This window comes from Sphingobacterium sp. UBA1897 (assembly GCF_002337775.1).
GTDB lineage: Bacteria > Bacteroidota > Bacteroidia > Sphingobacteriales > Sphingobacteriaceae > Sphingobacterium > Sphingobacterium siyangense.
Genome location: NZ_DDGR01000034.1, coordinates 46457 through 69960, shown reverse-complemented (window position 1 = coordinate 69960; position 23504 = coordinate 46457). Strand labels below are relative to the sequence as shown.

The window sequence follows — 23504 nt, the reverse complement described above, 5'->3', positions numbered from 1 at the left end:
ACACTAATAAAAAGGTGTTTTTTAAACAGAAACACCTTTTTATTTACCAAATGTCATAATTCAACTACAAACCTATAGTGAATTTAATTTATAACTTATTACTTTTACACCGGTTTATACAAACACAAATTATATGAAACTAAAATTACAATTAGTACTTGCTCTAGCATCAGCGGGCTTATTTGCCAATAATGCAATTGCTCAAAATGCGAAGGGATCATCCATTGAAGGAACAACACCATTTGGTCCGGTTACGCAATACAGAACATGGTCTATTGGTATCGGTGCAGGGGTGACTAATCAAACCAATATTGCTGGTTTCAATCGTGCAGGTTATGAAGATTTGGCATGGAACCTGGGTTACAGTGCCTATATTAAAAAACAAATTTCTCCTTCGTTCGGTATTAAAGGAAGTTATTTCGGAGGTAAAACAGGAGGTGCTTTCTTAACGAAAACAGCAGATCAGTCATTCGAGGCAAAGACCCCTTGGTCAGTGGCCTTATCTGGAGAGTTCCAAGCAGCCAATACCAACTGGAGATTCTTTAACAGTTTCATCAAACCTTATGCATCAATAGGTGTTGGTGTGATGAACAGCAAAACTACGTTGACGACAGGAACAACTTCCCAAGAATCGGATGGCATTTCCAAAATTTACGTACCATTGGACATGGGACTTAAATTTGCTGTTGCCAAAGGGATCAACTTCGAGTTGGGTTATCAGTTAAATTGGGTTAACCAAAACTTTGACGGTATTCAAGGTGGTCAATATAAGAATGACTTGTTTACTTACATCCATGGTGGTTTAGAATTTGCATTGGGTAATGGTAGCAAACCGGCTTTGAACAATTCAAATCCAGTAGCGACCTTAGTTAACGACTACACATTGAAATATGATGATCTTAAAGCACAAAATGATGCTTTAAATGCTAAAAACCAAGCACTACAAAATCAATTGGATGGCCTAAACAGTGACCTGAAAGATGATGATGGTGATGGTGTAGCTAACAAATATGACAAATGCCCAGGCACACCTTCAGGTGTTCAGGTAGACGGTGCAGGATGTCCAATTGTTGTTAAAAACGAAACAAGAGTGGTTGAGAAGGTTGTTGTAACAGAGGCTGACCGAAAAGTTGTTGCTGACGCAATCAAAAACCTGGAATTCGATTTAGGAAAAGCAACCATACGTCCTACGTCATACGCGACATTAAATAAAGTAGCCGAACTGTTAATCGAGAAAAATTTTAGCTTAAAACTAGCTGGTCACACCGATAATACAGGTTCCCGTGAATTGAACATGCGTTTATCAAAAGAACGCGCTGAATCGGTAAAAGCTTATTTAGTATCTCAAGGTGCTAATGCATCACGTATTGAAGCGACAGGTTATGGCCCTGACCAACCGATCGCATCAAACAAAACCGCTGATGGTCGTCAACAAAACCGTCGCGTAGAGTTCACGCTTTATTAATCGATATTCTTTGATTTATACAAGCCAAAGGCATCACGTGAAGTGATGCCTTTTTTATTACTCCTTTTCTTATCGAAATCTTATTCTTTGATAAGGTAAACGTAAAAAGATCCCCCTATTTAAAGTAAATAAACATTTGAGCAACAAAAAGATAACTTCCAAACAAACAGCATAACACGTATTTTTAATAAAGAAAAATTTAAAAAATGCGTAGACCCCATGCTCTTGTGTTGGCTTTCTTTTCGTTGATCTTTTCCTCTTGTGAAAAGGATCCACCACTTCACGAACCCGGCTCAAATGAAACCATCAACCAGTGGACATTAGACCAAATGAAACGCTACTACTACTGGAATGATAAAATTGGATCAACCCAAGATTACCAACAAAGTCCAGATTTATTTTTCAAACATATCCTATACCCCGAAGATCATTTTTCCACTATCTTACAAACCCTAAATAGTGATACCTATGGAAATACGCTAACAAATACTTTTGGGTTCGATATGGTACAACTCCAAACAACAGGTAAAACCATCCAACTGATCACCCAGATTGTTCCCTTCAGCGAAGGAGATTTAATAGGACTCAAAAGGGGAGACAGCATAAGCCACATCAACAACGAGCCTATCGACCAGAGCAACCTGAAATCGCTACTAAGCAAATCCTTGATTTTACCGGCAATGCATTTGACGCGAAACGATGGCAAAATCTTTCATCTGCCTTCTTCCTATATTTCCCAGCCTGTCCTCTATACCGCTAAACTCATCTCCTCCTCCCCCACGGTAGGCTATATATTTTTAAGTCAATTTGACTTTAGTGGGGCATATTCATTATTGGAAGCGGTCCAAAATTTCAAGTCCCAACAGGTACAAGAACTTATTGTCGATTTACGTTATAACCCCGGTGGACAGGTTGCTTTCGCCTCATTTTGCGCACTCTTATTGGCAGACATCAAGGAAAACGACATTTTTGCCAAATACCAAGGCAACAAAAATATCAAAAATAGAGAAGACAGCTTCGCAGCAGCACTGCAAGGTCAGCCCGATGGCTATTCATTTTCAGCAAAAGATGTTCTAAAACAAGGTTTACATTTAAAAAGAATTTTTATACTCACAGGGCCAAACACGGCATCTGCGTCCGAAATGTTAATTAATGGATTACATCCCTATGTACAGGTTGTACAGGTTGGCGATAAAACCTATGGAAAAGATATGGCATCGACCACGCTATCTACACCTGAGGAAATTCATGGCACTGAACGTGCTTGGCATTTGATTCCCATGATCTATAAAATATACAATAAAATGGGACAAGGAGATTATAGCAACGGAATTACTCCTTCTACCAAGATCGACGAGTTTGCCTTTTTACCTTTGACCCCAATAGGTGACACCAGAGATCCATTGATCCGGGAAGTGTTACGAACAATTCGTGATAAAGACACCAGAGTCAAGGGCACTATCAATACAACAGAAAAGACGAACATTTTATCCCCAAAATATAGAGGAAGTACTTATCAGGTAATACCTATCGAAGTGAGTACAGAGGATAAGACCGAAAAATAATTTTATCAGTGGGCACAAGAATTTAATGAGGTGATGATCATACGTAGATCGGCTCCAGTCTGTCCATTTTTGACTAATTTGCGAAGAGAAGGAGACAAGATTTTCGAACGAATGGTTCGCTCCTTCGATTCATAGTACTGTACGATGTCTTCCAGCTGCTGTAACTGTTCCAAATATTGCCGATAAAGTTCATTCAGCTCCGCCATTTCATTCCTTAAGGATAGCAGCGCAGCCGCATCAACGGACTGATCTACATCTCCCTGAATTTTCAGGGAGATAGCAAATAAATTGCGATGTTTTATAGCATTGATGCCTTTCATAATGACTATTTTTTTGAATTAATGGTTTACCATTGATGTAAGTGTTGACGGGTATCTGTGCTTGTTTTGTAATGAGTTTTATTTCTGTAGCCAGATATTATCCAAACCATAGCCTATCCCTCCAATTTCTGAGAATGCATCAACATCAAAATATGCATCGGATTCTTTTTGAGGGAGATATACAATACCGATATCTACCGAAAAATTAAAAAACAAAAAGACTTTTTGTCCATCTATAAGGATCGGTTTTAAATCCTTATCTAATACTTGCGCCTTTGGCACAAAAGTAGCGTCAATCGGTATTTTGATAAATTCTTCGGGAATTTTATCTGATATCAAGTCGGTAATCAGGATTGGATTTTCGTCATACTTGACCATATCCATTCCCCAACTTTCATCATAGACAGGCTTACCTTGATAAACCGCCAATCGAATTGGCTCACCATTAGGTGAAATTGTTTTATTATAATTTAAGATCTTTACTTGCCTCACACCCGGAATCGATTCAACATCATCTCCCAAGGGATTTGGCCCAACAACGAGTGACGGATCAATGGGACTTTTACTATGTACACCAAAGGTATTTAATCCTGATTTGAGCGGAAGCCGTTGCTCTAGGACGACCTGATCATTACTATTATATGCAACGACCGATGAAGAATCGGCATCTTTATTTCGTATAAAAATAAAATTAGCATCGTTTGGATTAGCAACTTTTCCATCTATCGTTACTCTTTTTACATCCACCGACGCAGTGCTATAGGATCTAAAAGCAATCCGGGCCAATTCTTCAGTTTCTACAATAGGTTCACCTTTTTGACAGGAAGACAATAGGGATCCAATCCAAAGGGCTATAAAACAGAGAAATAAATTTTTAATCATCTATAAAGGATAAAGAAGTGAGCCATTGCATGGCTCACTCAATTAAATAATCAATATTAATAAGTTTTTGGAGCAAATTGAGTCCAGTTTGCAGTCCAAGGAGCAGTTGTCGGATGGAATGCACCTTTATAAGTTGTACTTCCATCACCATATGCAGGTGAAGTTGACAATGGTCTTAAAAAAGCAGGATTAAATGTAGATGTTGTTGGATAAAAAATATTTCCAGCTCCTGCTAAATTCAAATATGTCGTTGCATCTGTTGAAACATTTGTTTGATTTCCAGCTGGTGTTGCACCACTGAAAGCTGCTGTATACGCATGTACAACATTACCTGTAAAAGTACCTGTTGCACCATCCTGAAATGCAGCACCTGTGGCATAACCTGCGATAATCGAATTTTGAATATCATACTGTGAAGCTCTTCTCCAACGGTTACCAAATTTCAGCTTAGTCGTAGCTACACTAGCATCTTTAATACCCAAGAATGTGAAATTTTTCAATACCGGACGAGTCTTAGGTGTCGCTGCATATGGTGCTGTACCTTCGTTATCCGACTCCAAACCGTTTGAATCCGAGCTACCGCTTGATGTGCTATTTGTTGAATTAGGATCCTTTAATGATAAGGCATATTGAATTGTTCCAGTGTATCCATGATCGAAATCAAAGTCATCATCGTCATTCGATAATGCAACCAAGTACTTCGCATTTACAGTACCTCCGAAGAATTCGAAGCCATCATCTTTACCCCAGGATACTTGAATGTTTTCTAGGGTAGTTCCGCTACCAACACCACCTAGCGTTAATCCATTGATTTCATTGTTATCGTTCAAGTTGTAACCGGCAAATTCAATACGCACATATTTCAATGAACCTGAATTGTCTGCTGGACTAGAACCACCATAAGATACATCTGTTCCTATTGGTTGCGGTAATCCTTCGATTTTTGTTGTCGCAGGCTGGTTTGTTGTTGCTGATCCCAATATGATCAATCCACCGAAATCGCCAGGATTGCGGGATCCAGATGCATTCGGAGAAGTAAACACGATAGGCGATGCAGCAGTACCATTAGCGATCAATTTCGCTGTTTTTGGAACAACTAATACTCCCTTAATATCGTGTGTTTTTCCAGAGACATTATCAGTGTAGGCTTTAGTATTACCAGAAGTAATGTAAGTACCCGCTTGAATTGTCAATGTCGCACCCGGTTTTACGAAAGCAACTCCATCAATTTTCCATACGGTATCTGCAGAAAGCGTAGTTTTAGTAATAATACCGGCAGCATCTGTTGGGATCGTTGCCTGAGGTTTGTTTGGCAAACCAGCATTCAAATCTGAATTAGGTCCTACGTTGTCTTTGTTACAAGAAGCTAATGCGATTGCGCATACGCTTGCTACTGTTAAGATTTTTTTCATTTTGTGTTAAATAATTACTAGCTTTGCCATCACAAGATCATTTTTTAGACTATGCATCCCTATGGGATAGCATTTCATAAGGTTGCATAGTTGTTTTCAATCACCCGTTTTCTGTATTTTTCTATTTTACTTCCCTGTTGTGCGACTTGGACAAACCCGGAACTTATGTACATTATTGAGGAGTGATATGAAACTGCCTCGCGCAGATAGTTTTATCTTATTAAAAATTGTATGTCAATGAAAGATTAAATCTTCTTCCATCTTTTTTTCGATAGGTTATAATATCCCCATCAGCTTTATTGTATCTATTGTCCCCTTTAAATTTTTTGATTGTATAAATTCCATTTTCATTTCCGACACTGTATCCCTCTGTATTCTGATAATAGCGAGTCCAATCATCTAATAGGTTCGCCATATTCAACTTAGCTTCTAATTTATTGTTGAGAAAACGTTTATATATCTGCAGGTCCAGTTGCTTAGGCGCTAATTCATATTCCACTCTATTGGGATCAATGGAAGTAATATTCGTTCTGTATCCTCTATGGTTATAACTAACCGTCGTTCCGAATGAATTTCCCCAATAGCCAATTCCCAAATTCAACAACCATGGTGATTGACCGATCAAAGGACGATCCTGACCGGGAGAACGATCTTTAATCCGCTCAGGCAACTCCTTTCCGTCAACAATCTTATACTTCCACGAACTCAATACATTTACTTTGGAGCTTAAAAGCGTTGCATTCGCTGAGATAAAAAAATTTGTTAACCAATCTTTATCACCTATAAAACTTAAATTTTTACGAATTTCAAATTCTAACCCATTATTTTTAGCAGATTCCATATTATTAAAGACATAATAGGCCCCACCCGTAAATGATTCATCTTCGACCAGTTCAATGGGTTTATCCAGATATTTATAAAATCCCGTTAATGATATAATTTCTCCCGGACTTGGGTACCATTCCAACCGCAGATCTACATTATCAATAAAGGTCGATTCCACATTATCCCCTGAAATAATCGCATCCAGTTCAAAGTCATAAAATCCAAAAAAACCTGTTTCTCGAAAATCTGGACGGATGGCAGTTTTTGAATAGCTACCTCGAACATTAAAGGTATTAGTAACACTATAAGTGGCATTAATGGATGGTAAAAATTTCCAATTATTTTCACGCACAAGCAATTTATATGCTATAAATTTATTTTTGTCATCATTCGGATCACCATTCTGTTTTCTAAACATTTCGTCCTGACGATTTTTTAGGTTATAATATTCAGCACGAACACCATACACCAAGCGCAATTTATTCCATAATTTCTGATCCAACATAAAATATCCTGCGTGCGATTGCATACTTCCGTCATATACATTTCCGCCAATAAGCTCGGGATAATAATAAGCCTGACCAATGCCGTTGCCAATATTTTCCGACGAAAACAACACATCATAAGGCGCTTCGATAGCAGGCGCTGCGGTTGACGGATCATTAGGCATATAGGAACGCGTAAAGGGCAACAAACGAAATATGGATAAATCTCGCTTCTTAGACCAGCCCTGATAACCAACTTTAACCAAAGTACTGACAGATCGTCCTTCTCCAAAAATGCGGGAAAATGCCATTGCCCAATTATAATCATCCTCATTGATCTGTGTCCACATACGGGAATCTTTTCCCAGCACAGATGAATTTGACCATCCTGAAAGATTTAACAAATTTGGAGTCTGAAATAGATGTTGATCATCGAATACAGTAGTCAATCTATATCTCAATTTCCGCTCATCTAAAATCTGTTGTTTGATTTTATTATAGGCAAACATGCCTTCCGCTTTAATTTTCCAAGGCAATTTATATTCGCCGCTTAATTGATGCTGTTGTAAAGACATTGCTTCAGGCAGCTGATACTGATTTTTTGTTGGAGCATTACTTAGGTCTGCAAAGGCCGCTCGAATATTTTCATTATAGGAGTTGTTATAAGTACGGGCATATATATTTTTGAATGCGAGCTTAAAATCCTGCCCTTGTAACCCAAAATTCGCAACTAACCCACTACTACTATTAAAACGATAAGAAGTACCCGCTCCATTTAAACCGACTCCTGTACTGTCAATATAGTGTGCTCCATTAATAGCGGATCCTCTCACATTATTGAAGGCTACAATATTTTGTTCATTTCGAATATTCGCAGAAGCAGAGAAACCAAACAATAATCCATTTGAAAGATTATATCGTCGCCCCAATGCAAACCGAAAATTTTGGTTGGGATTGGCTTTATAACGATATAGTTTCATAGCGTCTGCATTGACCTGTTTAGATTGGGATATTGCATCAATGTCATTATACTTGACATCTGAACCCGGCATTAAAAATTCTTCATTTAACTTTGGATCGTCCAGTACATACCCAGGGGGGGCATCCAGACGTCGGGCTTCACCATTCCAATACCAAGGCAATATCCCCTCAGGTTGTTTTGAAGAAGAATGATTAAAACCAAAAAATTCCGATGCTTTCCGCTCCCCCAGCCGATAAAAGTCTTTGCCAGTTGTGCGGGAATTACCACCTATCCCATATTGTATTGTCGTAAAATTCTTCTCCGGAATATTCAATGTATTTACCGAAACCTGTCCGCCAGAAAATTCAGCGGATACATCCGGTGTTGCCGTTTTATTGACCACCACCGAGCTCACCATTTCTGTCGGTATAATATCAAAGGAAAAATCCCGTCTATTCTGCGAAGTACTCGGAATCACCACACCGTCCAACATGGCCTGATTGTAGCGGTCGGACATCCCCCGCACAATGACGTTCCGGTTATTAACAGTGGTCAATCCGGTAACACGTTTTAAAACCTGCCCCATATCATTGTCCGGTGTACGTGCGATCTGTTCGGCGGATATTCCGTCCGTCACCGACGCTGCGTTTTTTTGCGCCGCATAAAGACCGGCTACGGAAGCTTTTTTAAACGATACATTGACAACTGCCGTCTCTAGCGCATTTACCTGCGTCTTCATGGCAATGTTTAACCCTGTCCGTTGTCCGGACTGTATTTTGACCCCTTCAATACGTTGGGTCTGGTAAGAGAGGTAACTGACTTCCAATATGTAGGTTCCCGGTTCAGCATTCAAAAGATAGCTCCCATCGATACCGCTCTGTGTTGATTTATTGGTACCGATCAGTTTGATGCTGGCATTAGCCAAAGGCTGACCGCGATCATCAATAACTTTACCTGAAATATACCCATTCTGCTGTACCGGTTTTTCGACCAATGTAATATAGACACTGTTGTCTTGAGCCATTAGGTCAGTCTCCCTGAGCAGATAACGCATGACATCGCGGACACTATTACTTTTAAAAATTTTGGCATTTACCTTTTTCTTTGCCAGATTATATTTCGCTGCATCGAAAGCGATATGTATATTTTGGGATTCCAAACGTTCGAAAGCCGCCGGAATATTAGATTCACTAAAAGAAACTGTAATCTTTTTATTGAGTAACTGCCCGTATGCGCCCGAAGCTAAGAGCATTTCGGCCGACACGATCGAAAGAAATAGACCTACCAACGATGTCCTTATCATAAACTTAATATCGTTTTGCGTAACGTATTGCTTAAATTTCATAAATTTGTATGCGTATATAATATCTCTTAAGTTGTTGTATATGTTATCTATACCATCTCCAAATGGTACATGATGCAGAGTTGACGATGGCCGTCGTCAGCTCTCTTTTTTTATTCCCGAATTAGTAAATATGCACTATCCTGCCCTCCTTCCTTGATTTGTTGTGATGAATTGCTTTGATACTTTCCAGGGTTGCCGTCCAGGACAGCTGCTTTGATATCGGCATACTATACCGTTGTTGGGCAATCCGCTGATCGTCAGTTTTAATATCCACATCATAGATACTTTTGACCGCCAGTGCCAATTCTGCAAAACTGCTTTGCTTAAGATAAACTCTTCCCTCAATCCAGCTATTCCGTGTCGTCAGATCAAAAGTCTCCTGCTGGCTATTGTGGTTATTTTTGGTATAACGGATCTGTTCGCCGCGGGTCAGCACACCCAGCGGATTGCTATTGGCAGTAACCTGCACTTTACCTGTAAATACGGACACCGATATCTCATCCAATTCCGCATAGTTTTTCACGGTAAAGGAGGTCCCCAGCACCCTTGTCTGTATTTGTCGGGCATTCACCACAAAAGCTTTTGAGGAATCTTTCTTGATCTCAAAATAGGCCTCTCCAGCCATAAGCTCCACAACTCGATCACGCCTATTGTAAGAGACGGTATCCAATTTAATTTTGGAATATGCGTTCATTATAACGGTTGATCCGTCGGCCAAAAATATCCGCTTACGTTGTGAGGCCCCTGTTTCAAAAATCCGGTAACCGGGTTTTAAATTCGCTTCTCTTTGGGAGAAATTCAGATCATGCTGTTTTGTCCAAAATAAAACGCTAACACATAACAGTAGACTTGCTGCAACCGTTCCGCTCCAGTAGATTATGCTCCGACCCACTGATTTTTTAGACGCAGTACTTCCAATACGTTGCTGTATATTATTCCATAATCGAACCTCATCTACCTCCCCTTCAGAAAGTTCTTCCCGATCAAGCGTATCATACCAGCGATCAATCAGGGACCTCTCAGCCTTGTTCGCATTATTATGCTGGTATCTATAGATTAAGGATTCAAAAATTCTTCTTTTCACTTTTTATGCCTGCTGTTTATATACAAGTCCGCAAAAAAGCCTCAAAGTACTTCAAGAAATAGTTAATGTTGTATGAAAGAATTGTTAAAGGATCAAAGTTCAGAAAATAGGAATATGGCAAGGTGGGTAAGCTACTTAGCGAGCTCGTCTATAATAAAGACCAAAAGAAGGCTAAAACTACCGTTTTGAACATGTTGATAGCCCAAAATAGCTTTCCGTAATCGTTTGGATGCTTCCGTAAGATTATTTTTGACCGTTTGCTCAGACAGCCCCATACGCATGGCTATCTCTCGAATGGATAAATGTTCCCATTTCAATAAAAGCGCTTGCCGCATATTCTGTGGCATAATTTCCAGCTCTTCCTCCAACAACTTCTCAAGGGCTAAATACGTATTGAGATCCTCTGGATGCTGCTGCACATAGTCGAATATATGTTTACTCCAGTGTTCCAACAATCTGTCTTTGGCTTTATTGGAATTAAAGAAATCTATAATTTTATATTTGAGCATCCCTTTCAAATAGGCTGGAAGATTCATTTGGATGTCGATTGTATGCCGCCTTTCCCAAAATTGGACAAACAGCTCCTGTAGAATATCCTCCACATCCTGTCGGTCTAGGATCCGACGGGCAGCGTGCTGATAAAGATCTTTCCAGCAATAGCGATACAATTCCTCATAAGCAGAAGTATCGTTAAACTCTTTAATAGCTTGTAGCCAACGCTGATGTACAACTGGTCCTTGATTCATGCTAATACCAAAATTAAGGTTGAGATATTAAGTTTCTATTAATAAATGAATAAAGAAACTGTAGGTATATAAAATAGTTTCACATTCGAAATAATACTTTTCAAAGTGAGCTAAATCTATATAACAGCGCTCAATTTATTATCACCTGGTATAAAAGAATCAGATTCCCTTAAAAATCAATTATTTAAATTATTTGTTTATTCCAATATTATTCTTACCTTTGCAACGCCTTAGGCAATAGTGCCTATTGTATAAAATATTTCATGAACCCATTTTTAGAACTGGGAATCCGTGAGGAAGTTGTTAATGCCATCTCAGAATTAGGTTTCGAAAAACCTTCTGAAATTCAGGAAAAAGCCATTCCTGTTTTATTGACTGGTAACGACGATTTTGTCGGATTAGCCCAAACTGGCACAGGAAAGACCGCGGCATTTGGTCTTCCATTATTAGAGCAATTAGACTTTTCTCAAAAACACCCACAGGCATTAATCCTTTGCCCTACTCGGGAATTATGTTTACAAATCTCAAAAGATTTAGAAAAATTTGCTAAATACGTTGACAACGTACATGTTGTTGCTGTATATGGAGGTGCAAATATCTCAGACCAGCTACGTCAAATTAGACGTGGAGTGCAAATTGTAGTAGCGACCCCAGGTCGTATGTTGGATATCATCGGCAGAAATGCGATTGATTTTTCAAATGTAAAATATGTTGTATTGGATGAAGCGGATGAGATGCTCAATATGGGCTTCAAAGAAGACATCAACAACATTTTGTCAGAAACTCCTGACGAGAAAAAAACTTGGTTATTTTCGGCGACAATGCCTTCTGAGGTACGTCGTATCGCAAAGAATTATATGACCGATCCAGTTGAGCTTACTGTAGGTACAAAAAACACCGGTAATGCCAACATTGAACACCACTATTATTTGATCAAAGCAAAAGATAAATATGCTGCGTTCAAACGTATTGTGGATTCAAACCCTGATATCTTTGGTATCGTATTTTGTCGTACAAAAATCGAAACACAGGATATCGCTGAAGCGTTGATTAAAGATGGTTACAATGCAGATTCATTACATGGTGATTTATCCCAACAACAACGTGATAAAGTAATGAAACGTTACCGTGACCGTAGTTTACAATTGTTGATCGCAACAGACGTAGCCGCTCGTGGTATTGATGTAAGTGATGTAACTCACGTTATTAACTTCTCTTTACCTGATGAAACAGAAAACTATACACACCGTTCAGGCCGTACAGCCCGTGCAGGTAAAACTGGTATTTCACTTTCTTTGGTAAACGTAAAAGAACTAAGCAAAATCCGTCATCTTGAAAAGATCATCGGTAAGCCTTTTGAGAAAAAACAAGTACCTCAAGGTGCTGAAGTTTGCGAAAAACAATTATTTTCTATCGTTAAAAAGATTGAAAATGTTGAAGTAAACGACGAACAAATCAGCCCATTCTTGCCTGCAATTATGGAAAATTTGGAGTCACTTTCAAAAGAAGATATCATCAAAAGATTCGCTTCTCTTGAGTTCAACCGTTTCTTGGATTATTACAAAAATGCACCTGATTTAAATATCGAAGCGCGTGACGGTGGTCGTGAAGACCGCGGTGATAGACGTGATGGTCGTTCACGTGAAGGTTCAAAAGGCTACACGCGTTTATTTATGAATTTAGGTTCAGTAGACGAATTCTCTCGTGGAGATATGTTGGGCTTCATCTGTAACAATGCGAATATTTCAGGAAAATCAATCGGTAAAATTGATTTGAAAGGCGTGTTCACATTCTTCGAAGTTCAAGATGCAGAAGTAGAAAAAGTATTCCAAGGATTCCAAGGTGTAGATTACAACGGTCGTCAAGTACGTATCGAAGTATCTGGTGAAGCAAGAGGTGAAGGTCGTAGCGACCGTGGCGGAAGAAGCCGTGGTGGTGATCGTGGCGGAAGACGTGAAGGTGGATACCGTGGTGGTGATCGCGGTGGAAGACGTGAAGGTGGATATGGTGGCGGCGAACGCAGCGGAAGACGTGAAGGCGGATTCAGTGGTGAGCGTCGTGATCGTGGCGAGCGTAGCAGCAATGGCGGCGGCTTCCGTGATTTCTCTGGAAAACGTAAAGAATCAAAAAGCAAATACTAATCATTAGTACTTAGCATAAGAGTTAAAGACCCTGGTACAAAAGCGATCAGCTTGAGATGCCAGAGTCTTTTCTTTTATTTCCCCTCCTAACAGTACAGGCACTAATATCTCCTGCCAATATAATAGTCTCTATAAAAAAGCGTAAATTAGCTGTATTATACGAACTGGACTTCTAACATGCCAATAGTAGCAACAAGATTATTTGATTTAACATACCTGCAATATAGTATTGCCCCGGATTTCCCAATGTTTTCTTTCAGAAAAGATAACGAATGGGTACAAGTAAGCAATACTCAATTTATTGAACAGATCAACGAGACATCTAAAGGTTTGATCGCATTAGGCGTTCAGCCTGGAGAGAAAGTAGCATTAATTAGTGAGAACCGCATCGAGTGGAATATCCTTGATTTTGCCATTCAACAAATTGGAGCTGTAGTAGTCGCCATCTACCCTAATATTTCAACCTTAGATTACACGTATATCTTCAATCATGCCGAAATCAGGAAGTGTATTGTTAGTTCAAAGACACTATACACAAAGATATTAACGATACAAGATAATTGTCCGCAACTAAATGCTATTTACAGTCTAGACAAAGAGGATGGTCTAAACCATTGGCATGACTTCGTTTCCAAGGGCGAGATCATTACAGATGAAACGCTAAACCAACTACGTGATGGTATAAAAACCGATACATTGGCGTCCATCATTTACACCTCTGGCACAACAGGAAATCCCAAAGGTGTTATGTTGTCTCATAAAAATTTATTGGCAGATACGTTGAGTAGTGAATATTCCTTTCCTGTCGAACGAGGTGATCGTGCCCTCTCCTTTCTTCCAGTTTGTCATGCCTATGAACGCGTATTCCAATATGTATATATGTACAAAGGTTTGACAATCTTCTTTGCTCAATCGATGGATACGATAGGTGAAGATTTTAAATCCGTTAAACCACATATTTTTTCCGCTGTACCTCGTGTATTGGAGAAAGTTTATGAGAAGATTATGGCTACAGGAGAGCAATTAACAGGAGTCAAGCGTAAGCTATTCTTCTGGTCCTTGAGCGTCGGCGAACAATACAAACTGGAGGGACGTACATGGTGGTATGACTTTCAACTGAACATTGCCCGTAAATTAGTTTTTTCAAAATGGCGCGAAGCATTAGGTGGTGACATCAAAGGGATTGCCTCCGGGAGTGCTGCTTTACAGGAAAGATTAATCCGTCTGTATATGGCAGCAGGGATTCCAATATATGAAGGTTATGGCCTCACTGAGGCGGGACCATGTATCGCTGTAAACTGCTATAAACGAGGTATGAAAATTGGTACTGTAGGCTTACCGTTAATTAATATCGAAATAAAGCTTGCTAACGATGGAGAAATATTGACTAAAGGCGAGAATAATATGATTGGCTATTATAAAAATCCAGAGGCAACAGCAGAAGCGATCAAGGATGGCTGGCTTTATACTGGGGACATTGGCCAATGGGTAGACGGTAAATTTCTTAAAATTATAGACCGAAAGAAAGAGATGTTCAAGACTTCTGGAGGAAAATATATCGTTCCGCAGCAGATCGAATCTAAACTGGTCGAATCTTCATTTATCGAACAGGCTATGGTACTTGGAGAAGGCCGCAAATTTCCTGCGGCGTTGATTGTTCCCAACTATAATAATCTTCTAGAATGGTCAAGAAGTGCTTTTCCCGCCCTTGCCAATCTTTCTAGACTAGATTTTCTAAATAGCCCAGAACTGAAACAGAAAATGGGATCGGAACTCAACCGTATTAATCAAAATTTTGGCAGCTGGGAACAGATCAAGAAGTTCATCATAGTTCCCGACGAAATGACCGTTGAAACCGGTGAATTGACACCGACGTTAAAAATGAAAAGAAAAGTTATCTTGCAAAAATACGAACAAGAGATTGAAGATATTTATCAAAACTAGTCTACAAAAAAGCCTTTGTCAAAAACAAAGGCTTTTTGTAATCAACTAAATTATATTCTTTATTTTTTAACAATCCGTTGACGAATCGCTTCATAGATCACTACTGCGGCCGACACAGATACATTTAACGAACCTATTTCACCGTACATTGGTATCTTGGCCAGGTGGTCGGCAATACGAATTAGGTCATTGGAAACACCAACGTCCTCTGCCCCCATAATTACACAGGTTGGAGCTGTATAATCCACATCGTAAATGCTCGAGGTTGTTTTTTCTGTACTGGCAACTAACTGCACACCTGAATCAATCAAAAATTTACCAACTTTGGACAAGCTATCATGGCGACAGACAGGGATTTTATAAAGTGCTCCAGCAGATGTTTTAATGGCATCAGGGTTAACCTCAGCTGAGCCCTTTTTAGGGACAATGATGGCATGTACTCCAGAACATTCCGCTGTACGTGCAATAGCACCCAAATTGCGCACATCTGTCACTCCATCCAACATCAGAAGTAAAGGAGTTTCACCTTTTTCATAAATCTGAGGGAGAAGTTCTTCTATATCATGATAGGTAATTGGAGAAATAACCGCAATTACACCTTGATGATTTTTACGTGTTATGCGGTTTAATTTTTCAATTGGCACCTGTTGAGAAGCGATATTATGTTCCTTTAACAAGGCTTTCAATTCTAGAATCAAACTGCCGCTCAAACCGCGTTGTATAAATAATGACTCGATCTCTTTACCACTATCGATTGCTTCGATGACAGCACGAATACCAAATACCATCTGATTCACTTCACGTCTTTCCCCGTGGTCGCGATCACGTCTCTGAAAATTTCCTTGCATAATAAATACTAAATATTTCCCTCTTCATGGAAGAGTTTGCAAATGTACAAAAATAAAAAACAACTAGCGTGTTTGAATTAGCTTAGCCCCAAGTTAAACTCCTTCCGCAAAGTATCTAAAAGCGGGTTTTTGTTGACCATTGCTTGATACTTCTCCTGGGAAGTATAGGGTTTGCGTGAAATCGTATGTTCCATCATCACCCCCTGCAGATCCAGCGAAAAATTCTGGAGTTTCACACGTAAGTAGTTCAGCACATCAACCTTTGCACTTTGCAATACATCCATCTGAACACCATTTTCGACATCAATTTCAATCAATACCCCATTTAACCGCGGTTGCATAGCCGTCATCATGGTATACAAGTTAATCTTGTTTTCCGCTTTCAGCTGTTCAGCATAACTGTTCCAAACAGCAATAAATTGACCGAATGAAACATCACGTTGTTCGCTTCCACGTATTAATTCTGGCTCATCACCTTCTTTGGCAACCGCATTGTTATCGTATATGGTATTCAAATCCGGCAAAGACGGAATAATTGCTGCAGTAGATGCTCCCCATCCGCCTTTTTTTACTTTAGGAGGCACGTTGGAAATAGGATCTTTTTTCACCTCTTCCTTAGTCTCGGAAGCCTGATAATTTACGGGGTTAGCTTGCGAACGCGGTGTCACAGGATTTTCAACGACAGGAGCATTCGCTGGAGAAGTCGCTTGCGGAGTAGGGACTACCGAGGTTTGTTGCGCTTGTCCAACTACTGGCTCAGGAAGTTTTTTTTTTACGCCCTCGGTTGCCGAAGGAATCTGTACGGATCCAAGCTGGCTCAATTTAATCGCACTTGCGATATGACATGTCTTGAGGAGTGAAAGTTCAACTTGCAGGCGTTGATTTTTACTTGTCTTATAGTTGATCTCACATTGATTGGAAATATTCAATGCAGATAACAAAAATCCTGGAGAAGCTTTTTGGGACTGCTGCAGATACTTTTGACGAATACTATCACTGACTTCCAATAATTTTAGCGTACTTGGCTCTTTGGCAACCAGCAAATTTCTAAAATGAGCTGACAGACCTGCTATGAAATGACTGCCATCAAACCCGTGATTTAAAATCTCATTGAAAATCAATAAAGTTTGTGCTGCATCCTCCGTTAAAATAGCATCCGTTAGCTTAAAATAATAATCGTAATCCAAGATATTCAAATTATCGATTACAGCTTGATAGGTGACATTTTTATTGGAAAAACTGACGATCTGATCGAACATCGACAAGGCATCCCGAAGGCCACCATCGGCCTTTTGGGCAATGATATGCAAACCATCCTGATCATACGCTATGGCCTCCCGATCAGCTATTCTCGCAAGATGACTTGCCATGTCCTCCACTTTGATTCGATTGAAATCAAAAATCTGACAACGGGAGAGAATCGTCGGTAAAATCTTATGTTTCTCCGTTGTGGCCAGGATAAAAATTGCATAGGACGGTGGCTCTTCCAATGTTTTCAAAAATGCATTGAAAGCGGCCTGCGAGAGCATATGCACCTCATCAATAATATAGATCTTATATTTTCCTGCCTGTGGTGGTATACGGACCTGATCAATGAGATTACGGATATCATCTACAGAGTTGTTAGATGCTGCATCGAGTTCATGGATACTGAAAGAATTGCCATTTTGAAAAGATTTACAGCTATCACATTCGCCACAAGGCTCAGTTCCCGGTAAAATCTGTTCACAATTTATTGTTTTGGCCAAAATACGGGCACAAGTAGTTTTACCAACACCACGCGGCCCGCAAAATAAAAATGCCTGCGCCAATTGATTGTTGTGGATCGCATTTTTTAAGGTACCTGTAATGTGTTGCTGACCTACAACCGAATCAAAGGTAATCGGGCGGTATTTACGTGCAGAAACAATAAAATTATCCATTGCACGAAGATACGAATTTTAATATTATTTTTCTACGTAACATTAATTTGTAGCGGCAGTGGAGTGCGAAAATTTTGCGGTATTATCTCATTTTCTGGCATAAAAAAAGACATCCCTGTACAAAGTAAATATAGACTCCCTTGCCTACCTGCACATTGTATCAAAACAAGGCGTATGGCTATGGCTAGCAAGAATACTACACTAAAGTGTTTTAGACTAAGTCATTTTTAAATGTTAATTTCGGCGAACTAAAGACTATTCGAAAACAACTTTATTAATTATTGATAATAACAAGCAATATATCCCTGCATTAGGATACTTTGAGTGTAGCAGATAGTTAATAGCTTTCGTTAATCTTACAAAAACCAAATTTATGAAGCACTTAACACACCTATTTTACTTTTTTTTATTTAGTACATTTTTATTTGTAGGCTGCAAAAAAGAAGACAGTTATGAGGAACTCACGAGTCTAGCAGACGATAAAATCCAACAAGCTGTTAAACTAACAGAACATCTTTCCTGCAATGATCTAAAGGAATGTCGTATTGACACGCTTTATTACACCTATGTACCGGTACATCCAAGCTTTGAGCAAGCCTATAATCAATTACTTACCGAAGCTGCAGACCTTAAAGAAAGGGCGCAGAAAGTATATAAAGGGCCTATTGTTTACAATACGAGTCCTGCTGAAAATTATCTTCCACCCCACTTTGGATTGCGCTGCATTGCCGACAAGGTCAAGGTCGCCCGTGCCACGGATCTGGAACTACCTGAAATTAACCAGCGGCTGGATGAACTGTTACCTAAAATGACCACATTTTTCAATGACATTCCCTGTACCGACCCAAGTAAATGGCATATCGCCCCTTTTCGTAAAGACTGTGAATTTATCTCCATATTGTATACTGACAAAGAAAACTTTGCTGAGTTTGGCAATATGGCAGAACAATATAATCATTTGGATCATGCAAAAAGAGTACTAGACAAAAGCTTGAACTGTCCAGATAAAAATGACAAACCAGCCAAAGGAGTAATCTGTGAAAATGGTAAGCCTAAGATTACGTATTAATATACGCCGTGCTACCAAATCTTATATTCGATAAATCAAATCATTCTTTATAGGAATGATTTGATTTAGATAAAGCTCAGCCTTCAGATGGCTGAGCTTTTATCTAGTTCTATACTACTTCATCAGGTATCCGAAAGCTTTGGGTCTAACCATAGTTTCCTGATAAACCTTACCAAAACGATCGGTTACTTTAATTAACAAGGTGCTGGTGGGAGAAGAGGCCTTCACTTTAAACATGTGCGCTGTCAAAGTGCTCACAAAGTCCTCGGTGGGGGTAGCATTTCGATTAAGTCGCTGTGCTGAATAGGAAACAATATGCAATGGATCTCGCATACGAACACGGGAGACTGTCAACGGTTGACCATTTTCACTCACTTCGACTTTCCAATTTTTATCGTAGTTCCAAACATTGATCAATACCTCATTGTTGTTATTGGGATTCGCATATTCCGCCGCATAACTCTCCCATTTCAGATCACTTGTAGGCTTAAAATTTGGGGCATATTTATCTTTGGTAAGATGCACCTGATTAAGATCATAAGCCCTAAATTGATAATCAGCATGCTCACCAATACTCTTATACCCCCACTTTAAATCTCTTCCGTCTATCGCCCATATTCCATAGCCTCCTGGAGCCCCATCCTTACAAATATGATTGCCTGCATATCCCGCGTTACCGGTCCACCACCAAGTCGCACAGATGGCAGCTGTATTATGCTCCATGATATGCGGCGTAGCAGCAGTTTCCACGTTATAATTGATATGCGTATGTCCCGTGAGCACATGCACGGTTTTAAATCCATTCAAGGCGTTCACAAAATCCTGCGCATTGCTTATCCGATATCCTGTCGTTTCGGCACCGTTCGTATTGAGACTTGGATTGGTATGTAAATGTGCATGCATGGCGATCACAATCGGCGTATCCTTATCCGTAATGGTTGCTAGATCTTTTTTGAGCCATTCAATCTGATCAGCGACAATTTTTGTATTATAGTTCCTTGCATCACCGGCATTAATATATTCAATATTATCTAAAACAATGTAATGTACCTTACCGATATTGAAGGAATAATAAGTCGGCCCCAATACATCACGGAACTTATCTTCAGCTCCCCAATCCTCATAAAACTTTGGATCGTTATCATGATTGCCCATGGTATTAAATACCATCGCGTTGATCTTATTCATTTCAACAATATACTGCGGCAGTGCATAATTATTGGTATACCAATACCCATCCCAAGTCATATCTCCCAATGTCAGCGCATACACTTTATTGCCCGCATTTTTATAGTTTTGTATTGACTGATTAACATCGGGCAGGAATCCTTTCTGAAACTGATTCAGGTCATCCGTACGTTTAGCCAAATGCATATCTCCCAACACCATGACCACATGTTTTTCATTATTTGCAGCCTTAAGCTCAAAATCTTTAATCTCAACAATGTTTGCCGGCTGCGAAAGGCGTTGAAAGAATTGAGGCGCATTGACGTTTGAATCAACTTCATAGTTTCCCGGTATGGAAATAAACACATATTTTCCTTTTTTGGAAGAAGGTAAATAATATATACCAGCTGCATCCGTCATTGTCACTTCAAAGCCGTCTGATACCACAACATTGGCAACACCTACACCATTGGCGTAAACAACACCCTTTACAGTCATTCCTGTTTTGTCGGGGATATTCGCATTAAAAAATAAATTGACAATGGTTGATCCCAACAAAAATGACTGGGCTCCGCGTTTTACGGATATCCGATAACTATCCGATGGCAATTCCGTAGGGAAAACAAAAACAATATTATCTGCAGAAGCAGATTTGCTTGCGACAGTAAATTTCCCCATTACACCGAGTTTATTCAGTGATTCAAAATATAGCTGATCCCCCATCTTGAATCCTGTTCCTTGTATTGTATATTCGCCCCCCTTGGAAGATTCTATCCGAGAGGACAATAGCACACCGGTTATCCGTAATGTATTATCTTCATTCCCCGGTTCGGGTTCGCCAGGCTTATTTTCAGGAATAGCTGAGGCTTTGGTGCAGCTGTATAAGTTTAATGTTAGGCCAAGTCCGGTTACCAATGTAGCTCGGATAAAGACCCGTCGGTTATATTGTTCTTTTTTTTTCATAAAAAATAGGTGATTAAAGGCTATTAACAATTACTTAGCGGGGGGCACAAAAATAGCCCATGCAATTTTTCTGAAGAGAAAGTATGCATGGGCCAGGTTTATTATTTAGCGACGGTAACAACGATATCGTCGACAAAAATACGGTTAACGGTAGCTGGCCAATTACCAGCACGCTGATCAAAAGCGCCACCCAATAACCAAATTTGAGTCTCCGCAGTAGCTCCCGTAACAACAAAAGAATAGGTCGCTTCCGGAGCTTGCCATGCAACTCTGCACGATTCTAAATTCGAATTAGGAGTTGCAACGTTCATCACATTAAATTGGTTCACGCTGACCGTTCCTGGTCCTTTGACACCAACGTTGAGTAGATAATGATCACCAGTGGCATATCGTACAGCTTTGAAGGTAACCAATAGATTTTTTGTACGCTGTACATTGGCCAGCTTCGGCGAAATTAGATCGCCGCCGTAGTTCGTACGCCCTAATTTAATAAAGCCTGGTCGCGCATAAATCGATGCATAATTACCGCCACCTTCTGTCGTATTGATCGTACTGGTCCAGCCTTTGGCCAACTCATCAGTGCTCCATAAAGCAATCCTGGTTTCGCCTGAAGTCGCATTAAAGATCTCGCTTCCATAGGTCAGCCAGTTAAAGTCCTCCTGAAGAACGACATCGCCCTCTACTTGCAATTTTACGCCTTTCTGATATACAGTTAGCGGAGATGCCTGTTGCACGTCGTCTAAAAATAACAATAGATTTGCTGTACGCTCAATGTCGGTATTTTTATTTACCGTGATTGTTATTGGGGTATCGCCCTCACCTTCCATAGGTGCAACTTTCACCCATTCAGATTCATCTTCCAAAGCGACTTTCCATTTCCCCGTAGCGCGGAGAATATACTGCCCGGTTATACCATCTTCCAGAACTTCCAAACGGTTGGATATGCCATCTATTTTTAAATAGGGATCTTTCACCTGTCCTTGATCTGTGGTTCCTGCCTGTTCTACCTTCAGCACGTTATTTTGTAACTTTCCGTCTAAAGTAAAAAACAAAGTCAGTTCACGCGCTTCGGGATCGGTATTTTTGTAGACGGTAACGGTAAATGTGCCATTTCCATTCCCCTCCATTGGATCGATTTTAAGCCAGTTTTCTTTTCGGACGGGCTCAACCTTCCATTTGCCAGTCGCCTGAACAGTGTAGGTTTCAGATACACCATTAGCCGCAGCGGCCAATTTTGATGGATTATCTTTTAGTGCAAAAGCACCATCTACCGCAAGATCGTCTTTACAGGATGTTAGTATCATTATCAAACTAAGACAAAAGACAACTATTGATTTTGGAAGTATATCCAATTTGTAATAATTAATCGTATTCATGAATTCCATAATTTTATTTAACCTGCATTTCAACACGTTCCTTCATAATTGTCGTCACATTGCCTATCGTATACTGATAGGACAATAGAAACACATTTGTGCGCATACCAAATGCTTCTTCCACTTTGAATTTATTCGGATACATTGGGTCATTGTCCAATTGTACGACCTGAATATCTTTGTAAGGCTTTATCTTTACGTTATTAAAATCATCTATCTCCAACGTAAGACAGTTTTTCTCAATATTAGGTACTTTAGATATAAAGGTTTCATTTCCGGCGACCATCCGCACGCTATTGCTGGTTAATGGAAATAGCTGTTTATTCGCCGCTGTAGACAAACCATTGGCAAACCCCACCATTGAATACATGGTATTTTTGGCCTGTGATGCATATTCATTCTCTATGATGACCTGATACAACATGGTGCTTTTCTTAGGATTGATTTCAACACCGGATGAACCTGTCGCTTTCAGTCCAATAAAATAGGTAGAGTCCGGAGATAATCCATCTGGTCGCAATTTAACCATGGTACGGCCTGTTAGCTCGCCTGCTTTGATCACAATCTTTTTGTCCATGATTTCATACTTCTCTTTTGGAAGTAATTTGGCATACAGATCTTCCGAATTATCATAAACAGCAAAATTGTATTTTACTAAAGGTTCTGAATCCTCTTCCAGTGCAATAACAAGATCTTTATCAGGCGCATGTGTACCTCCTGAAGATGCCGCTACATAGCCAATTACTTCTTCTCCGGTCAAGCGAACCACTTCTTTAAACGTATTGTGATAATCAGAACTTATTAATGCTACCTCATTTTTATACATTTCCTTTTCGAATACTTCGTTGTCCTTACAGGCAACTAAAGCCATCGAAGCTGTCAGTATAGCGATAAAACTTCGTTTCATAATTTAATATTTTAATGTCTTCCACAAACCAAAACGGTTATGGAAGACGGTTATATTTTCCTTTTCTAATGCTTAAT

The 23504-nt window shown here is 39.7% G+C and carries 16 protein-coding genes; 5 read left to right on the top strand and 11 right to left on the bottom strand.

All coding sequences use genetic code 11. The features are described 5' to 3' along the window. Positions 1 to 133: 133 nt before the first annotated feature. Positions 134 to 1465: an OmpA family protein gene (locus B4N43_RS22935; RefSeq protein ID WP_286736433.1), complete on the top strand. Its 1332-nt coding sequence runs from the start codon at positions 134 to 136 to the stop codon at positions 1463 to 1465. A 206-nt stretch (positions 1466 to 1671) separates the two neighbouring features. Further along, positions 1672 to 3030: a S41 family peptidase gene (locus B4N43_RS22930; protein ID WP_286736431.1), complete on the top strand. Its 1359-nt coding sequence runs from the start codon at positions 1672 to 1674 to the stop codon at positions 3028 to 3030. Between the two features lie 5 nt (positions 3031 to 3035). Here B4N43_RS22930 and B4N43_RS22925 read toward each other — a convergent pair whose 3' ends face one another. The 6 genes from B4N43_RS22925 to B4N43_RS22900 form a co-directional block, all read right to left on the bottom strand. Next, positions 3036 to 3350, bottom strand: a complete 315-nt coding sequence (locus tag B4N43_RS22925) for a hypothetical protein (protein ID WP_286736430.1) — start codon at positions 3348 to 3350, stop codon at positions 3036 to 3038. Positions 3351 to 3428: 78 nt separating this feature from the next. Further along, positions 3429 to 4232: a hypothetical protein gene (locus B4N43_RS22920; protein WP_088160697.1), complete on the bottom strand. Its 804-nt coding sequence runs from the start codon at positions 4230 to 4232 to the stop codon at positions 3429 to 3431. Positions 4233 to 4288: 56 nt separating this feature from the next. Then, entirely contained in the window at positions 4289 to 5644 is a 1356-nt protein-coding gene (locus B4N43_RS22915) for a hypothetical protein (RefSeq protein WP_286736427.1), read from the bottom strand. 220 nt (positions 5645 to 5864) lie between these two features. After that, positions 5865 to 9218 carry a TonB-dependent receptor gene (locus tag B4N43_RS22910; RefSeq protein WP_286736425.1) on the bottom strand — a complete coding sequence of 1118 codons (3354 nt, stop codon included), beginning with the start codon at positions 9216 to 9218 and terminating at the stop codon, positions 5865 to 5867. A gap of 163 nt (positions 9219 to 9381) precedes the next feature. Further along, positions 9382 to 10344 (bottom strand): FecR family protein, encoded by a 963-nt coding sequence (locus B4N43_RS22905; protein WP_088160694.1) that lies wholly within the window; start codon positions 10342 to 10344, stop codon positions 9382 to 9384. 131 nt (positions 10345 to 10475) lie between these two features. Then, positions 10476 to 11090: an RNA polymerase sigma factor gene (locus tag B4N43_RS22900; RefSeq protein WP_088160693.1), complete on the bottom strand. Its 615-nt coding sequence runs from the start codon at positions 11088 to 11090 to the stop codon at positions 10476 to 10478. Positions 11091 to 11353: 263 nt separating this feature from the next. Between B4N43_RS22900 and B4N43_RS22895 the strand changes: the two genes are divergently transcribed. Together B4N43_RS22895 and B4N43_RS22890 are read left to right on the top strand one after the other, a co-directional pair. Next, complete coding sequence (locus B4N43_RS22895; RefSeq protein WP_075991675.1) at positions 11354 to 13231, top strand: DEAD/DEAH box helicase; 1878 nt, start codon at positions 11354 to 11356, stop codon at positions 13229 to 13231. 177 nt (positions 13232 to 13408) lie between these two features. After that, positions 13409 to 15175 carry an AMP-dependent synthetase/ligase gene (locus B4N43_RS22890; RefSeq protein ID WP_286736422.1) on the top strand — a complete coding sequence of 589 codons (1767 nt, stop codon included), beginning with the start codon at positions 13409 to 13411 and terminating at the stop codon, positions 15173 to 15175. A gap of 59 nt (positions 15176 to 15234) precedes the next feature. On the opposite strand, the gene rlmB is transcribed toward B4N43_RS22890, so the two are convergent. Then, on the bottom strand, positions 15235 to 16023 hold the full coding sequence (gene rlmB, locus B4N43_RS22885) for a 23S rRNA (guanosine(2251)-2'-O)-methyltransferase RlmB (RefSeq protein WP_046672182.1): 789 nt from the start codon (positions 16021 to 16023) through the stop codon (positions 15235 to 15237). A 77-nt stretch (positions 16024 to 16100) separates the two neighbouring features. Beyond that, a complete protein-coding gene (locus tag B4N43_RS22880; protein WP_286736420.1) occupies positions 16101 to 17945 on the bottom strand; it encodes a DNA polymerase III subunit gamma/tau in 1845 nt (614 codons plus the stop codon). 373 nt (positions 17946 to 18318) lie between these two features. Between B4N43_RS22880 and B4N43_RS22875 the strand changes: the two genes are divergently transcribed. Next, the gene (locus B4N43_RS22875) at positions 18319 to 19014 is read left to right on the top strand and encodes a hypothetical protein (RefSeq protein WP_286736418.1); all 696 of its coding nucleotides are present in this window, start codon (positions 18319 to 18321) and stop codon (positions 19012 to 19014) included. Between the two features lie 114 nt (positions 19015 to 19128). On the opposite strand, the gene B4N43_RS22870 is transcribed toward B4N43_RS22875, so the two are convergent. From B4N43_RS22870 to B4N43_RS22860, 3 genes are all read right to left on the bottom strand, one after another. Next, positions 19129 to 21144, bottom strand: coding sequence for a calcineurin-like phosphoesterase family protein (locus tag B4N43_RS22870; RefSeq protein WP_286736416.1), 2016 nt, complete (start codon positions 21142 to 21144; stop codon positions 19129 to 19131). A gap of 101 nt (positions 21145 to 21245) precedes the next feature. After that, on the bottom strand, positions 21246 to 22448 hold the full coding sequence (locus B4N43_RS22865; protein WP_286736415.1) for a BACON domain-containing protein: 1203 nt from the start codon (positions 22446 to 22448) through the stop codon (positions 21246 to 21248). A gap of 85 nt (positions 22449 to 22533) precedes the next feature. Further along, positions 22534 to 23427 carry a DUF1735 domain-containing protein gene (locus B4N43_RS22860; protein WP_286736413.1) on the bottom strand — a complete coding sequence of 298 codons (894 nt, stop codon included), beginning with the start codon at positions 23425 to 23427 and terminating at the stop codon, positions 22534 to 22536. Between the last annotated feature and the right edge of the window lie 77 nt (positions 23428 to 23504).

Coding starts and splice junctions, on each gene's coding strand:
- B4N43_RS22935 (WP_286736433.1), top strand. CDS start 134: ATGAAACTAAAATTACAATTAGTACTTGCTCTAGCATCAGCGGGCTTA.
- B4N43_RS22930 (WP_286736431.1), top strand. CDS start 1,672: ATGCGTAGACCCCATGCTCTTGTGTTGGCTTTCTTTTCGTTGATCTTT.
- B4N43_RS22925 (WP_286736430.1), bottom strand. CDS start 3,350: ATGAAAGGCATCAATGCTATAAAACATCGCAATTTATTTGCTATCTCC.
- B4N43_RS22920 (WP_088160697.1), bottom strand. CDS start 4,232: ATGATTAAAAATTTATTTCTCTGTTTTATAGCCCTTTGGATTGGATCC.
- B4N43_RS22915 (WP_286736427.1), bottom strand. CDS start 5,644: ATGAAAAAAATCTTAACAGTAGCAAGCGTATGCGCAATCGCATTAGCT.
- B4N43_RS22910 (WP_286736425.1), bottom strand. CDS start 9,218: ATGATAAGGACATCGTTGGTAGGTCTATTTCTTTCGATCGTGTCGGCC.
- B4N43_RS22900 (WP_088160693.1), bottom strand. CDS start 11,090: ATGAATCAAGGACCAGTTGTACATCAGCGTTGGCTACAAGCTATTAAA.
- B4N43_RS22895 (WP_075991675.1), top strand. CDS start 11,354: ATGAACCCATTTTTAGAACTGGGAATCCGTGAGGAAGTTGTTAATGCC.
- B4N43_RS22890 (WP_286736422.1), top strand. CDS start 13,409: ATGCCAATAGTAGCAACAAGATTATTTGATTTAACATACCTGCAATAT.
- rlmB (WP_046672182.1), bottom strand. CDS start 16,023: ATGCAAGGAAATTTTCAGAGACGTGATCGCGACCACGGGGAAAGACGT.
- B4N43_RS22880 (WP_286736420.1), bottom strand. CDS start 17,945: ATGGATAATTTTATTGTTTCTGCACGTAAATACCGCCCGATTACCTTT.
- B4N43_RS22875 (WP_286736418.1), top strand. CDS start 18,319: ATGAAGCACTTAACACACCTATTTTACTTTTTTTTATTTAGTACATTT.
- B4N43_RS22870 (WP_286736416.1), bottom strand. CDS start 21,144: ATGAAAAAAAAAGAACAATATAACCGACGGGTCTTTATCCGAGCTACA.
- B4N43_RS22865 (WP_286736415.1), bottom strand. CDS start 22,448: ATGATACTAACATCCTGTAAAGACGATCTTGCGGTAGATGGTGCTTTT.
- B4N43_RS22860 (WP_286736413.1), bottom strand. CDS start 23,427: ATGAAACGAAGTTTTATCGCTATACTGACAGCTTCGATGGCTTTAGTT.